Annotated in this window: 16 protein-coding genes; 8 read left to right on the top strand and 8 right to left on the bottom strand. The window is 67.8% G+C overall.

The window, feature by feature from the left end; all coding sequences use genetic code 11:
• The first annotated feature begins 3 nt into the window (after nt 1-3).
• The 3 genes from UCD39_RS16370 to UCD39_RS16360 all read left to right on the top strand — a co-directional run bounded on the left by UCD39_RS16370 (nt 4) and on the right by UCD39_RS16360 (nt 1644).
• Nucleotides 4-228: an ATP synthase subunit C family protein gene (locus UCD39_RS16370; protein ID WP_145736003.1), complete on the top strand. Its 225-nt coding sequence runs from the start codon at nt 4-6 to the stop codon at nt 226-228.
• A 271-nt stretch (nt 229-499) separates the two neighbouring features.
• Nucleotides 500-1153, top strand: a complete 654-nt coding sequence (locus tag UCD39_RS16365; RefSeq protein ID WP_330496997.1) for a F0F1 ATP synthase subunit B family protein — start codon at nt 500-502, stop codon at nt 1151-1153.
• Complete coding sequence (locus UCD39_RS16360; RefSeq protein WP_145736007.1) at nt 1153-1644, top strand: F0F1 ATP synthase subunit B family protein; 492 nt, start codon at nt 1153-1155, stop codon at nt 1642-1644. Before UCD39_RS16365 ends, UCD39_RS16360 begins: the two co-directional genes overlap by 1 nt.
• Nucleotides 1645-1746: 102 nt before the next feature.
• Here the strand turns inward: UCD39_RS16360 and UCD39_RS16355 are convergent, their stop codons facing one another.
• The 4 genes from UCD39_RS16355 to UCD39_RS16340 all read right to left on the bottom strand — a co-directional run bounded on the left by UCD39_RS16355 (nt 1747) and on the right by UCD39_RS16340 (nt 6292).
• Nucleotides 1747-2295, bottom strand: coding sequence for a hypothetical protein (locus UCD39_RS16355; protein WP_330496996.1), 549 nt, complete (start codon nt 2293-2295; stop codon nt 1747-1749).
• A 78-nt stretch (nt 2296-2373) separates the two neighbouring features.
• The gene (locus UCD39_RS16350; RefSeq protein WP_330496995.1) at nt 2374-4182 is read right to left on the bottom strand and encodes a M3 family oligoendopeptidase; all 1809 of its coding nucleotides are present in this window, start codon (nt 4180-4182) and stop codon (nt 2374-2376) included.
• Nucleotides 4183-4234: 52 nt separating this feature from the next.
• Nucleotides 4235-5311, bottom strand: a complete 1077-nt coding sequence (locus UCD39_RS16345; RefSeq protein WP_330496994.1) for a Rieske 2Fe-2S domain-containing protein — start codon at nt 5309-5311, stop codon at nt 4235-4237.
• 36 nt (nt 5312-5347) lie between these two features.
• Entirely contained in the window at nt 5348-6292 is a 945-nt protein-coding gene (locus tag UCD39_RS16340) for a LysR family transcriptional regulator (RefSeq protein WP_330496993.1), read from the bottom strand.
• Between the two features lie 140 nt (nt 6293-6432).
• Between UCD39_RS16340 and UCD39_RS16335 the strand changes: the two genes are divergently transcribed.
• The 3 genes from UCD39_RS16335 to UCD39_RS16325 are packed head-to-tail and all read left to right on the top strand — an operon-like array spanning nt 6433 to nt 7905.
• The gene (locus tag UCD39_RS16335; protein ID WP_330496992.1) at nt 6433-7263 is read left to right on the top strand and encodes a DODA-type extradiol aromatic ring-opening family dioxygenase; all 831 of its coding nucleotides are present in this window, start codon (nt 6433-6435) and stop codon (nt 7261-7263) included.
• A gap of 55 nt (nt 7264-7318) precedes the next feature.
• Nucleotides 7319-7561: an AbrB/MazE/SpoVT family DNA-binding domain-containing protein gene (locus UCD39_RS16330; RefSeq protein WP_330496991.1), complete on the top strand. Its 243-nt coding sequence runs from the start codon at nt 7319-7321 to the stop codon at nt 7559-7561.
• Nucleotides 7558-7905 (top strand): type II toxin-antitoxin system PemK/MazF family toxin, encoded by a 348-nt coding sequence (locus UCD39_RS16325; protein WP_330496990.1) that lies wholly within the window; start codon nt 7558-7560, stop codon nt 7903-7905. The genes UCD39_RS16330 and UCD39_RS16325 overlap by 4 nt, the downstream gene beginning before the upstream one ends.
• 74 nt (nt 7906-7979) lie before the next feature.
• Here the strand turns inward: UCD39_RS16325 and UCD39_RS16320 are convergent, their stop codons facing one another.
• The 3 genes from UCD39_RS16320 to UCD39_RS16310 all read right to left on the bottom strand — a co-directional run bounded on the left by UCD39_RS16320 (nt 7980) and on the right by UCD39_RS16310 (nt 9568).
• Nucleotides 7980-8240: a DUF2312 domain-containing protein gene (locus tag UCD39_RS16320; protein WP_145736021.1), complete on the bottom strand. Its 261-nt coding sequence runs from the start codon at nt 8238-8240 to the stop codon at nt 7980-7982.
• Nucleotides 8241-8360: 120 nt separating this feature from the next.
• Nucleotides 8361-8669: a DUF1244 domain-containing protein gene (locus UCD39_RS16315; protein WP_330496989.1), complete on the bottom strand. Its 309-nt coding sequence runs from the start codon at nt 8667-8669 to the stop codon at nt 8361-8363.
• Between the two features lie 44 nt (nt 8670-8713).
• Nucleotides 8714-9568 carry an N-formylglutamate amidohydrolase gene (locus UCD39_RS16310; protein WP_330496988.1) on the bottom strand — a complete coding sequence of 285 codons (855 nt, stop codon included), beginning with the start codon at nt 9566-9568 and terminating at the stop codon, nt 8714-8716.
• Nucleotides 9569-9922: 354 nt separating this feature from the next.
• On the opposite strand from UCD39_RS16310, the gene UCD39_RS16305 reads away from it, so the two are divergent.
• Both UCD39_RS16305 and UCD39_RS16300 read left to right on the top strand, forming a co-directional pair.
• A complete protein-coding gene (locus UCD39_RS16305; RefSeq protein WP_330496987.1) occupies nt 9923-10438 on the top strand; it encodes a GNAT family N-acetyltransferase in 516 nt (171 codons plus the stop codon).
• A 31-nt stretch (nt 10439-10469) separates the two neighbouring features.
• Nucleotides 10470-11237, top strand: coding sequence for an alpha/beta fold hydrolase (locus tag UCD39_RS16300; RefSeq protein WP_330496986.1), 768 nt, complete (start codon nt 10470-10472; stop codon nt 11235-11237).
• Nucleotides 11238-11241: 4 nt separating this feature from the next.
• Here the strand turns inward: UCD39_RS16300 and UCD39_RS16295 are convergent, their stop codons facing one another.
• A complete protein-coding gene (locus UCD39_RS16295) occupies nt 11242-12579 on the bottom strand; it encodes an NAD(P)/FAD-dependent oxidoreductase (protein WP_330496985.1) in 1338 nt (445 codons plus the stop codon).
• Nucleotides 12580-12610: the final 31 nt, after the last annotated feature.

The following is a 12610-nucleotide window of genomic DNA, read 5'->3' as shown; positions in this document are numbered from 1 at the left end:
ATAATGGATCCGCAAGCCGCTAAGTTCATCGGCGCCGGTCTGGCCATGTTCGCCCTGGCTGGTGTCGGCATCGGCATCGGCAACATTTTCGCCAACCTGATCGCCGCCGTCGGCCGCAATCCGGCCGCCCGCGCTTCCGTGTTCCCGATCGGCATTCTGGGCTTCGCGCTGACCGAAGCCGTGGCGCTGTTCGCGCTGCTGATCGCCTTCCTGATCCTGTTCACCTAAGCCTGATATTCGGGCGTTGATGGAACGGCCCCGTGGGGCGGCCTTTCTGGGGCTGGCGTCACGGCATTGACAGGGACGGGGCGGGGTTGGCGGTTGCCGACCGCCGCCCCCGATCCCATGTCCGGGACGCGTTCCGACAGCGCTTCATCGCAGGTTCCGATCCGATTTCCGGCGATGGCCCGGTTCTGGGCGTCCTCCATGGCAAATGTCCATGGCGGCGGGCTTGGTACCAGCCCCAAATCCGGGCGATCTCGCAATCAAGGTGATCTTCATGGTGAATCCAAGGCTCATGGTGTGGCTGAAGGGCCTTGCCGCCGCCGCCGTGCTGACGGTGGCCCTGGGCGGCACGCCGTCGTTCGCGCAGACGGGTGAAGAAGCCGTCCACGCGTCGGACAGCGTGGAGCAGGAAGCGGGCGTGCATGACGAAAAGGGTCTGCCCCAGCTGAACACCAAGACGTTCGCGTCTCAGATTTTCTGGCTGGCCATCACCTTCGGCACGCTCTACGTGCTGGTGGCCAAGGTCGGCCTGCCGCGCGTCGGCGCCGTTCTGGAGGCCCGTGAGGCCAAGATTTCCGGTGACCTGGACAAGGCCACGGCCCTGAAGGCCGAGACCGACGCCATCGTCGCCGCTTATGAGAAGGCCGTGGCCGAGGCCCGCGCCAGCGCCCACAAGCTGCTGAATGAGACGGCGACCGCGGCCGATGCCGCCGCCGCCCAGCGCACGGCTGACGTGGTTGCCGGACTGGTCGCCAAGCAGAAGGAAGCCGAGGCCCGCATTGAGGGCCAGAAGCAGACCGCGCTGGCCAATGTCCGCACCGTGGCCGCAGAGGCCGCCGGTGCCGCCGTCGCCAAGCTGGCGGGCGTCACGCCCGACCAGGCCGGTGTCGATGGCGCCGTGGATGCCGCCCTGAAGGAGCGTGCGTGATGTTCGATCTGCAGAATCCCACTTTCTGGGTTGGCGTCGCCTTCGTCGTCTTCTTCGCCCTGGTGATCTGGAAGGGCGGCCTTGGCGCCCTGGGCAAGGGCCTGGACGCCCGGGCCGAGAAGATTCGCCTGGAGATCGAGACCGCGCAGAAGCTGCGTCAGGACGCCGAGGCGGCCCTGACCGCCTATCAGAAGAAGCAGCGCGACGCGATGAAGGAGGCTGACGCCATCATCGCCGCCGCCCGCGAGGAGGCCGAGCGCATCCGCCAGCACGCGGAAGCGGATCTGGAGGCCACCCTGAAGCGCCGCGAGGCCCAGGCCCTGGAGAAGATCGCCCAGGCCGAAGCCGCGGCCCTGCAGCAGGTGCGCAGCCTGGCCGTGGACGTGGCCCTGGCTGCCACCGAGTCGCTGCTGACCCAGACCATCGACCAGTCGCGCAGCGACGCCATGGTGGCCACGGCCATCGAGGAGCTGCCCGGCAAGCTGCATTGAGGTTCAATGCTGCGCTGATCCCCGGATCAGCGGCTCAGCCGAAATGAAAAAGGGCGGTCCCGTTGGGGCCGCCCTTTTGCTATGCGCGGTGGGAAGGGGGCGCTACTTCGGCTGGTACTCCACCACCGGCGCCACCTTGCGGGCGGCCTTGCCGACGCCCCGGCGCAGGGTGACCTTGGTGTGGCCGGCCTTCCAGTCGGCGCTGGCCGACTCGGCGTCCTTCTGCCGGCCGGCGGGGGCGCCCAACTGCTTCACCAGCAGCGCGTCGATGCCGTCGCCGCACTCCTTGGACGCTTCCTGGCCGTAGAGGGTGACGCGGCGCAGCGCGTTCTTTTTCATCTCGAAGTCCACGGCATAGGCGCAGCCGCCCAGGCGTACGCTTTCCAGGCCGAACAGGTAGCGGACATGAGTGCCGCTCCCCATTTCGAACTCCCGGGCCTTGGGGTAGGCGGCCAGGATCTGCTTATGGGTCATGCCCCAGGTGACTTGGCCCCAGCCGTTCAGATCCTTGGCCTTCGCCGGCGGTTTCTTGGCCGCCTCGTGCTTGCCTGCTTCGTGCTTGGGGGTGGCCGCCAGCGCCGTGCCCGCGGCGGCGCTGAAAGCCAGGGCCGCCAGCAGGCCAAGGCCCCGGCGGGAAATACGATGGTTCATGGGTGTTGTTCTTCGTACCAGGAGGAATGCCCCAGATCGGGAAGACCCGAATCGAAAATCTTACGAGCTGGCGGGCGCTCAGCCCAGCGCCTCCAGCTCATCAATGAAGCCCTTCAGCATGCCCAGACCCTTGTGCCAGAAGGCGGGGTCGGTGGCGTCCAGGCCGAAGGGCGCCAGCAGTTCCTTATGCCGCTTGGTGCCGCCGGCCGCCAGCATCTCCAGATAGCGGCGCGCGAAGGCGTTCAATTCGTTATGCGCCGACGCCTCCTCGAACGCGGCATAGAGGCTGTTCACCAGGCAGTCACCGAAGGCGTAGGCGTAGACGTAGAAGGGCGAATGGATGAAGTGGGGGATGTAGGACCAGTAGGTCGCGTAGCCCGCGTCGAATTGCAGGGCCGGTCCCAGGCTCTCCGTCTGTACCGCCAGCCAGAGTTCGCCCAGTCGTGCTTCCGACAGTTCGCCCTGTCGCCGCTCGGCATGCACGCGGCGCTCAAAGTCGTAAAACGCCGTCTGGCGTACCACGGTGTTCAACATGTCCTCCACCTTGCCGGCCAGCAGGGCGCGGCGGCGGGCGGGGTCGGTCTCGGCGGCCAGCAGGCCGCGGAAGGTCAGCATCTCCCCGAACACGCTGGCCGTCTCCGCCAGGGTCAGGGGCGTGTCGGACTGCAGGTGCCCCTGGCCGCCGGCCAGCACCTGATGCACGCCGTGGCCCAGCTCATGGGCCAGCGTCATGACATCCCGCGTCTTGCCCATGTAGTTGACCAGCAGGTAGGGGTGGGCGCTGGGCACGGTGGGGTGGGCGAAGGCGCCGGGGTTTTTGCCCGGCCGGACCGGCGCGTCGATCCAGGCGTTATCGAAGAACCGCTGACCCACCCTGGCCAGCTCGGGGCTGAAGCGGGCGTAGGAGGACAGCACGATCTCCCGCGCCTCCTCCCAGGGGATGGTGCGCTCCGTTTCGTCGGGCAGGGGGGCGTTGCGGTCCCAGTAGTCCAGGGTGTCGCCGCCGAACCACTTGGCCTTCAGTTTGTAATAGCGATGGGATAGGCCGGGGTAGCTGTCCTTGACGGCGCCCACCAGCGCCTCCACCACCGCGTCCTCCACCCGGTTGGACAGGTTGCGCGCCGACCAGGGCTGATCATAGCGATGCCACTTGTCCTCGATCTCCTTGTCCTTGGCCAGGGTGTTGGTGATCAGGGTGAACAGCTTGATGTTGCGGCCCAGGACGGCACCGATCTCAAGGGCCGCCGCGCGGCGCACCGCGGTCTCCGGCGCGGACAGCAGGTTCAAGGCCTCCGCCGAGGTGAGGTCTTGGCCATCGATTCGGAACCGTAACGATGCCATGGTCTCGTCGAACAGGCGGGTCCAGGCGTTGCGGCCCACCACCGCCTTCTCATGCAGGAAACGCTCCAGCTCATCGGACAACTGGTGGGGACGGAAAATGCGGACATCGCGCAGCCAGGCGGCGTAACGCCGCAACTCCGGCGCCTTCAGCTTGGCGTCGATGTCCTTGTCGGCCAGCTGGTTCAGTTCCAGGGTGAAGAACAGCAGGTTGACGGAGACGGCGGTCACCCTCTCCTGCATGGATTGGTAGAAGCGGGCGATGGCGCCGTCGCTCTGGTCGGCCGCGTACAGCAGGCCGGCGTAGCTCATGATCCGCGTCAGCGTCTCATCCAGCGCCTCGTAGGTGGCGACGGCTTGGCCCAGGTCCTTGCCCGACAGACCGGGCAGCTTGCCGGCATGGCGCTGATGGAAGGCCTGGGCTTCCCGCTCCACCCGGTCCAGATCCGCCTTCAGCTGCGGGCACTCCGGCCCGGTGTACAGGTCGGACAGGTCCCAGGTGGGCAAGGCACCCAGGGCGGCAGTGGATTCGGCGGCGGTCGCGGTCATGCCCGTCCCTCTTCAGCAAGCGGTCAGGGCATGACTATAGCGTGCCGGGGCGCTAACTGCGCCAGCGCAGGACGGTGTCGCGCACGGGATTTTCGAAGGGGCGCTTTTCCTCGCGGGCGCGCCGGAACTCGTTCTTCAGCTGGTAATACCAACGCGCCTGGGTATCGGCGTCCTTGATCAGCATCAGGGTCGGGTTGTGGCGCAGGCCCTGCTGCTGCATCACCACCGCGTCCCGATCCTGCCCCAGGAAGCGCTGGGCGATGGGGCGGAACACCGGCTTCAGCAGGCTGGCCCAGGGCATGGTCCAGTAGAACATGTTGGTGATGCGGGTGTTGTTCTCATCCAGTGGCGTCACCGCCGTCAGGTTCCACACCCGGTTCTTGCCGGCCTCAATGGTTTCCGTGCGCACGCCGGGCAGGCGGAAGGAGATTTCCGTCTCCGGCACACCGCCCAGGATGGCATAGGCGCGGGAGTTGCTGGAGGGCCGGTGCTTCTTCATGACGAAGCCGAAGGGCGCCGGGCCGAAAGCCTTCTGCTTGGCATGGATGGATTTGGGCGTGCGCCAGAACCAGGATTGATGGACGAAGGGGCCGTGCGCCGGGTCCATCAGGCCCACCACCGCGTGATCCAGGTGGCAGGGGAAGTCCATGGTCATCAGCATGTCGGGCTGCTTGTCGGCGGGCAGGCCCGGCGGCTGCGGCGGTTCCTGGTCGGGCTCATCCGTGCCCATCCAGATCCAGATGTTGCCGCTGATCTCCCGCACCGGGTAATCGCGCACGCGGATGCGGTTCAGGTCGAAGTCCTGCCCCTCGACCAGCGAGGGGATGTCGGTGCATTTGCCCTGCCGGTCGAAGCGCCAGCCGTGATAGCAGCACTCCACCTCCTTGCCGTCGAACCGGCCGCAGGACAGCGGGATGCCGCGATGGGGGCAGATGTCCCGCAGGGCGAAGACGCCGCCATCCGTGGCGCGGCCCAGCAGCACCGGCTGGCCCAGCAGGGTTATGGCCTGCATGGCGCCCTTCGCCAGGGCGCTGCCGGGCATGGCGAAATACCAGATGTCGGTCAGGAAGAAGTTCGGCTCGGCCAAGGCGTCGTCACCAGTCAGGAGGGGGCGAATCAGGGCCCGCACTCTACATCGGCGGGGCCATGGGGCCAATGAGACAGGTCAACCGGGCGCCGGGGCGAGGCCGGGGACCGGCGGCAGGGCTCGCGCCACCTCCGCCACCCGGCGGCGCAGCCAGGCATGGGCCGGATGGCTGTCCAGGCGGCGGTGCCAGACCATGGACAGGCGCATGCCGTTGGCCGGCAGTTCCGCTGGCAGGGGTCGCACCGCCAGGCCGAAGGCCGCCGCCAGCGGATGGGCCACCCGCGCCGCCATGGTGCAGAGCAGGTCGCTGTCGCGCAGCATGGGGGCGGCCACCAGCAGATGGGAGGCCACCACCGCCAGGACGCGTTGCCGTCCCAGGCTTTCCAGCATGCGGTCCACCGCCCCCACCTTGGACGCCGTGGCCGACACCAACAGGTGGGAATAGGCGAGGTAGGTGTCCAGCGCCCACGGCGTGTCCAGCGCAGGGTGGTCCGGCCGCATCAGCACCGCCAGGCCGTCGCGCACCAGCATCTGCCGCGTCATGTGCGCCGGCGGGTCGGGCAGTATGCCCAGGGCCAGGTCCAGAAGACCCGATTCCAGGCCGGGCAGGGCGTTGTCCTTGTCGGCATGGCGCAGGACCAGTGACAGGCCGGGCGCCTCTTTCCTCAGGGCCGCGACCAGGGGCGGGCCCAGCACGAATTCCGCATGGTCGGACAGGCCCACGGTGATCGCGTCCCGCGCCTCGCATGGCTTGAACGGGCGGCTGGCGACCAGGGCGGCGCGCACCTGGTCCAGCGCGCCCTGCAGGGGCCCGGCCATGGCGTCGGCCACGGCGGTGGGCACCATGCCGGCGGGGGTGCGGACGAACAGTTCGTCGCCGGCCTGCTGGCGCAGCCGGGCCAGCGCATTGCTGACCGCCGACTGTGACAGGCCCAGCGCCCGCCCCGCCCGCGTCACCTGCCGCTCACGGTAGAGGGCGTCGAAGACGTGCAGCAGATTCAGGTCGATGCGGCTGATATCCATGCAGAGGGCCTCCTGAGACACCACCATCACTATGGTGAATGATGATGTTGATCACCAGTGATTTGGCAAATGACGAGGCCAGGGCCATGTTGAAGACTAACGAAGCCTGCTTCCCAACCCTTCGGCCTCAAGGTCCCGCCATGTCCTCCGTGTCATTCGCCGCCGCCCCCGCTTCCGCCCCGGTACGGCGCCAGCCGGTCTATTTCATCTCCCACGGCTCCCCCATGTTGGCGCTGCAGGACAGTGAGGCGCGGCGCTTCCTGCAGGATCTGGGGCGCGACATCCGCGCGGCGGGCGCGCCGCGCGCCATCCTGGTGCTGTCGGCGCATTGGGAAACGGCGGCGCCCACCGCCTCGCTGGCCCAGCAGCCGGAGACCATCCACGACTTCGGCGGCTTTCCCCGTGCCCTGTTTGAAATGCAATATCCCGCCCCCGGCGCGCCAGAGGTGGCGCGCGCCGCCCTGGCGGCCCTGGCCACCGCCGGCATCACGGTGACGGCGGGTGAGGCGCGCGGTCTGGACCACGGCGCCTGGGTGCCCCTGATCCTGATGTTTCCGGAGGCGGACATCCCGGTGGCGCAACTGTCCATCCAGCCGCACCTAGGCCCCGCCCATCACCGCCGGCTGGGGGAAGCGTTGCGGCCCTTGCGGGACCAGGGCGTGCTGATCATGGCCTCAGGCTCCCTGACCCATAATCTGCGGAACCTGGTTTGGGAAGGGACGGATGAGGTGGCCCCCTGGGCGGCCGCGTTCCAGTCCTGGATCCATGACAAGGTCAGCGGCGCGGACATCGCGGCGCTGGACGACTATCGCGCCCGCGCCCCGTTCGCGCGCCAGAACCATCCGCGCGACGAGCATCTGCTGCCCCTGTTCGCCGCCGTGGGTGCTGCGACACCGGGTCAGCCCGGCCGCCGTTTGCATGACAGCGTGCAACTGGGCGCCCTGGCCATGGACGCGTACCGGTTCGATTGACGAATTTGTATATCCGGCGGATATCCTGTACCTTGCGCAAAGCCAGGAGGCCATCATGCAGGTTCAGATTTCACGCTGGGGCAACAGCCTGGGGCTGCGCGTGCCCAAGGATATCGCGAAAGAGGTGGGGCTGACTGAAGGCGACCGGGTGGAGGTGGTGGCTGAGCAAGGCCGGATTGTCATCGCGCTTGCCCGTCCGCGCTATCGGTTGGCTGACCTACTTGTCGGCATGACCCCGCATGACATGGGGGGCACCTTCGACTGGGGTGAGGACGTGGGCCGTGAGGTGGTTGAGTGACAGACTACCGGCCCGAGGCCGGTGACCTGATCTGGACCGATTTCGATCCCAGGCTGGGACGGCAACAAGGGGGGCGCCGGCCGGCTGTCGTCGTGTCGCCATCGGCTTTCTGGGATGCCAGCCGCTTCGCCATCGTCTGTCCGATCACCAGCAAGATTCGTCCCTTCGGAACCAGCGTGGTGCTGCCGGACGGCTTGCCGATCGCGGGTGAAATACTGACCAGTCATGTCCGCAGCATAGACACCTTGGCACGCGTTATCCGGCCCATCGGGGCTTCAATTCCGTTTGATGTCTTGGCGGACGTGAGGGCGAGGTTGGGGGCCCTCATCGGCTTTCCGGGCTAAAGAAAAAGGCCGGGCGCCGTGTGGCGGCCCAGCCTTGATCCCAACGGCGGCAGGGCCCTTTCGGGCCCCGCGGCTCACTCCATGCCCAGCGCGGCCTTGTAGAGCTCCAGCAGGGCGTCCTGCTCCTGCCGGTCGTTCTTTTCCATCTTCCGCAGGCGGATGATCTGGCGGAGGATCTTGGTATCGAACCCCGTGCCCTTGGCTTCGGCGTAGATATCCTTGATATCGTCCGCGATGCCCTTCTTGTCCTCTTCCAGGCGCTCGATACGCTCAATGATCGAGCGCAGGCGTTCGCCGGCGATGCCGCCAACATCCGTTACCGGGGCGTCCGACATGGGGAATGCCTCTTATCTTAAGTGGGTGGTCTGAATGGTGAGGGCGCGACCTTACCTGCGCCGCCCCGGATGGGCAAGCGCCGGGAAAGGGTCGCGGGCCGGGCCTGTCCCGTGGCCGTGTCAGTCCTTGGGCTTGCTCTGCTCGAACGCGGCCTTCTGCTCCGCCGTCGCCTCACGCTGGTGCAGGCGTTTGAAGTCCTCATACGGCATGCCGTAGACGATCTCGCGCGCCGCCTCATAGTCCAGCGTCACACCCCGCTCTTCGGCGGCGGCGCGATACCATTTGGACAGGCAGTTGCGGCAGAAACCGGCCAGGTTCATCAGGTCGATGTTCTGGACATCGGTACGCTCACGCAGATGCGCCACCAGCCGGCGGAAGGCGGCGGCCTCAAGCTGCACCCGGGTGGCGTCGTCGATCTCGGGAACCATGGGAATATCCTCTGGGTGAAGGGGGCCTGGATGAATGGGCCGGCTCAAGCGCCGGCCAGGACGTGATGTATATCGGCGCGGCCGATCAGCTGTCCAAGGGCTTGGGCCAGCAGGGTGGACCAACGCTCCACGCCGTCCGCCTCTCCGATCAGATCCTGCCTTACCTCGACCAGCACCCCCGGCAGGCCCGGTTGGGTGGAATGGGTCTTGAGGGTGTAGCCGTGGCCGTCGCGCCCGGAATAGGGGACGTTGTCGCCGACCACCACGCCCGGCAGGGTCCGCAGCAGGTCCAACAAGGGCAGGGGCAGGCGGCCATCCTGGTCCCACAGCACGCCCAGGTGCCAGGGCCGCTGAAAGCCGTCCATGACCGGCGTGAAGCTGTGGATGGAGATGATGGCCGGCACCTGGCCCGCCGCGCGCTTGGCGGCCACGCAGGCCCGGGCCGCGGCGTGGAAGGGGTGGAACAGGGCATCCAGCCGTGCCTGGCGGTCGGGTTCCGTCAATGTCTGGTTGGCCAGGATGGGCGTGCCATCGCTGACGGCCGGCATCAACGTCGGGCTGTCCAGCGGACGGTTCAGGTCCACCACCAGGCGGGAATAGCCGGCGATGACCGCCGGCGCGTCCAGCCGCCGGGCCAGCGCCCGGGTGACCGCCTCCGCCCCGATGTCCCAGGCGATGTGCCGGTCCATATCCGCCGCCGGGACGCCGAGGCCGGCGAGGCGCATGGGCACCCGGCGCGAGGCATGCTCGCACAACAGCACCACGGGTGCGGCGCCGTTCGGGTTCACGACCGTCACGGCGGGCGGCTCATCCGGGGCGAGAAAGGGCGCGGCGAAGGCGGAGGCGGCCAAGGGGGAGGCGGCCAAGGGGGAGGTGGGGGGCGGGGATGGCGTGTCCAAAGGGGATGCCCGTGATGAAGGTCATGCCCCGGCAGGATAGCGGCCCTGGCCCCGGATGGAAGCCCTGCCGATCATTTCAGGACGATGACGGGCCGCTTGCACACCAAGGGGATTATCGTGAAAATAGCAAGAGGTGCATCCGCGTCGTCGCCCCGGCCGTCTCCTCCGTGCATAATTTTTATCGACACAGCTTTACCGTGCTCGCGGCGGCTCGGCGTATTTTCTGTACGAACGGCTGCGGCCTGTCAGCTCCAGAGTGGGCAATATCCGGGTGGGCTTCCAAGGGTGGGACGACAATTGGGCGGCATGTACCGGTCTAGCATACGCACACCTCCGCCGGATGCTCCGGCCCCGGTGATCCGGCCAGGCCAGGCCGATGATGCCGAGGGCATACGCCAGGTCCACATCCGCTCCGTCCACGCCTTTTGCGCCGGCCATTATTCGCCCGAGCAGCTCATCGCCCTGTTGGGTGGTCGTGAGGCGGCGGATTACCGCGCCGCCATGACCGAATGGGGGGAGCATGTGCTGGTGGCGGAGCAGGCGGAGCGTGTCGTGGGTTTTGCCGCCTTGTACAGCGCGGAGGTCCGCGCCGTTTATGTCGATCCCGTCGCTGCCAAGGGCACGGGCCGGCGCCTGCTGGAGGGAATCGAGGGACTGGCGGGGGCCCGGGGGGCCGGTGCCCTGCATCTCACCTCCTCCCTGAACGCCGTCGGTTTCTATGAGGCGATGGGGTACCAGCGCCAGGGCCCCCGCCTGATGACCATGGGCTGCGGCACTCAACTGGCCGCCTGGGGCATGCGCAAGGCGCTCGGCCGCCCAGTGACGGCGGGCATCCAGGAATCCATTCCAAACGCCGAGGCTGGGCGATAGCTTTGGGGCCAGTTTCCCCAACGCTGGATACATGCCCGTGGCCCCGACCGATATCGCCGTCCAGTATTTCTTTGGTCATGACGGCCAGCGCCTGGCCTATCGGGAGGTGGGGCAGGGCCGGCCGCTGGTGCTGATCCACGGCTATTTCTCCACCGCCACCGTCAACTGGCTGAAATACGGCCATGCCGCCCGCATCGCCGAGCGCGGCTATCGCGTCATCATGCCGGACCTGCGGGCGCACGGCGACAGCGCCAAGCCGCATGAGGTGTCGGCCTATCCCCCCGATGTCCTGGCCGACGACGGCCTGGCCTTGGTGGAGCATCTGGGGCTCAGCGACTATGACCTGGGGGGCTATTCCCTGGGCGGGCGCACGACCATGCGCATGCTGGCGCGCGGCGCCACCCCCGCCCGTGCCATCTGCGCCGGCATGGGGCTGGCGGGGCTGACCCACACCGCCGGCCGGGGGGAGCATTTCCGTCGCATCCTGACCAACCTGGGCAGCTTTCAGCGCGGCACGCCGGAATGGATGGCGGAGGCCTTCCTGAAGACGGTGGGTGGCGACCCGGTGGCGCTGCTGAATATCCTGGAAACCTTCGTCGACACGCCCGTGGACGTGCTGGCGGGCCTGGACCTGCCCATCCTGGTCACCGCGGGGGCCCAGGACCAGGACAACGGCTCCGCCGCCGACCTGGTCGCGGCCCTGCCCAATGCCCGCTATACCGAAATCCCCGGTGATCACATGAGCGCCGTGACCAAGCCCGACCTGGGCCTGGCCATCGCGGATTTCCTGGCCGGCTGACGCTTCACCCCGCTGCCGCCAGGTGCGCGCTTCCCCGCGGGCGGGCGTTCCGCCCGGCGGGGGAGGCGTCTGCCACCTGCCAGGGCCGCTGGGCCCCCAGTGACTCCGCCACCGCCAGGCCGGCCGACAGGCCATCCTCATGGAAGCCGTAGCCGCAATAGGCGCCGCAGAACCAGGTCCGGCGCACGCCCTGGATCAGCCCCAGGTCCTGCTGCGCCGTCGCGGCGGCCAGGTCGAACATGGGGTGGTCGTAGATGAACTCGCGCACCTTCAGCGACGGGCGCGGCTCCACGATGGGGTTGAGGGTGACGAACAGCGGCACCCGCTTGTCCACCCCTTGCAGAAGGTTCATCCAATAGGTGACGGACACCTTGGCGTCGCGGTCGCGGGTGCTGTTGGCGCTGTAGTTCCAGCTGGACCAGGCCTTGGGGCGCCGGGGCATCAGCAGCGGGTCGCGGTGCAGCACCGCCCGGTTCATCTGATAGCGGAAGGCGCCCAGGATGCGGCGCTCCTCCTCCGACGGGTCGACCAGCAGGGCCAGCGCCTGGTCGGCGTGGGTGGCCACCACCACCTGCTCGAAACTGCCGCTCCACCCCTGGGTGTCCTGGATATGCACGGCGCCCGCCGTCCGCCGGATGGAGGAGATGGCGCGCCCGACATGCACCCGCCCTTCCAGCGAGCGTGTCAGCCGGGTCACATAGGTGCGGCTGCCCCCCGTCACCGTCCGCCACTGCGGCCGGTCCTTCAGCTTCAGCAGGCCGTGATTGCAGAAGAAGCGCACGAAGCTCTGCACCGGGAAGGACAGCATCTCCCCGATGGTGGACGACCAGATGGCCGCCCCCATGGGCAGCAGGTGGTCGTAGATGAAGCGGTGGCCGTAGCGCTGCGCCACCAGGTATTCGCCCAGGGTCATGGCGGCGGCCGAGGGCTGGTCCAGCAGGGCCGGCGCCGTCTTGTAGAAGCGCAGGATGTCGCGCAGCATCAAATGGTAGGTGGGCGACAGCAGGTTGCGCTTCTGGGCGAACATGCCGGCCAGGTTGGTGCCGGAATATTCCAGCTTGCCCCCGTCCAGCGTCACGGCGAAGGACATGTCGGACGCCTGGGTGGGCACGTCCAGATGCTCGAACAGGGCGATCAGATTGGGGTAGGTGGCTGCGTTGTAGACGATGAAGCCCGTGTCCACCGGCAGGGGATGGGCACCGCGGCCGGGCACGTCCACGGTATTGGAATGACCCCCCAGATAGCCGTTCTGTTCGAACAGGGTGACGTCGTGGCCCTGGCGCGCCAACAGCCAGGCGCAGCTCATGCCGGTGATGCCGGCGCCGATGATGGCGATTTTCATACCCGCGCTCCTACCGGCCGAAGGCCCGCTG

Origin of the sequence: Nitrospirillum karajorum, assembly GCF_036348415.1 — a bacterium.
GTDB lineage: Bacteria > Pseudomonadota > Alphaproteobacteria > Azospirillales > Azospirillaceae > Nitrospirillum > Nitrospirillum amazonense_B.
The sequence above is the reverse complement of the archived record's forward strand: the minus strand, read 5'-3'. Positions and strand labels throughout refer to the sequence as shown.

What these genes read in the sequence shown, in the direction of transcription:
- UCD39_RS16355 (WP_330496996.1), bottom strand. Translation starts at nt 2,295, where the DNA reads ATGAACCATCGTATTTCCCGCCGGGGCCTTGGCCTGCTGGCGGCCCTG.
- UCD39_RS16335 (WP_330496992.1), top strand. Translation starts at nt 6,433, where the DNA reads ATGTCCTCCGTGTCATTCGCCGCCGCCCCCGCTTCCGCCCCGGTACGG.
- UCD39_RS16360 (WP_145736007.1), top strand. Translation starts at nt 1,153, where the DNA reads ATGTTCGATCTGCAGAATCCCACTTTCTGGGTTGGCGTCGCCTTCGTC.
- UCD39_RS16320 (WP_145736021.1), bottom strand. Translation starts at nt 8,240, where the DNA reads ATGTCGGACGCCCCGGTAACGGATGTTGGCGGCATCGCCGGCGAACGC.
- UCD39_RS16295 (WP_330496985.1), bottom strand. Translation starts at nt 12,579, where the DNA reads ATGAAAATCGCCATCATCGGCGCCGGCATCACCGGCATGAGCTGCGCC.
- UCD39_RS16340 (WP_330496993.1), bottom strand. Translation starts at nt 6,292, where the DNA reads ATGGATATCAGCCGCATCGACCTGAATCTGCTGCACGTCTTCGACGCC.
- UCD39_RS16350 (WP_330496995.1), bottom strand. Translation starts at nt 4,182, where the DNA reads ATGACCGCGACCGCCGCCGAATCCACTGCCGCCCTGGGTGCCTTGCCC.
- UCD39_RS16315 (WP_330496989.1), bottom strand. Translation starts at nt 8,669, where the DNA reads ATGGTTCCCGAGATCGACGACGCCACCCGGGTGCAGCTTGAGGCCGCC.
- UCD39_RS16300 (WP_330496986.1), top strand. Translation starts at nt 10,470, where the DNA reads ATGCCCGTGGCCCCGACCGATATCGCCGTCCAGTATTTCTTTGGTCAT.
- UCD39_RS16365 (WP_330496997.1), top strand. Translation starts at nt 500, where the DNA reads ATGGTGAATCCAAGGCTCATGGTGTGGCTGAAGGGCCTTGCCGCCGCC.
- UCD39_RS16330 (WP_330496991.1), top strand. Translation starts at nt 7,319, where the DNA reads ATGCAGGTTCAGATTTCACGCTGGGGCAACAGCCTGGGGCTGCGCGTG.
- UCD39_RS16370 (WP_145736003.1), top strand. Translation starts at nt 4, where the DNA reads ATGGATCCGCAAGCCGCTAAGTTCATCGGCGCCGGTCTGGCCATGTTC.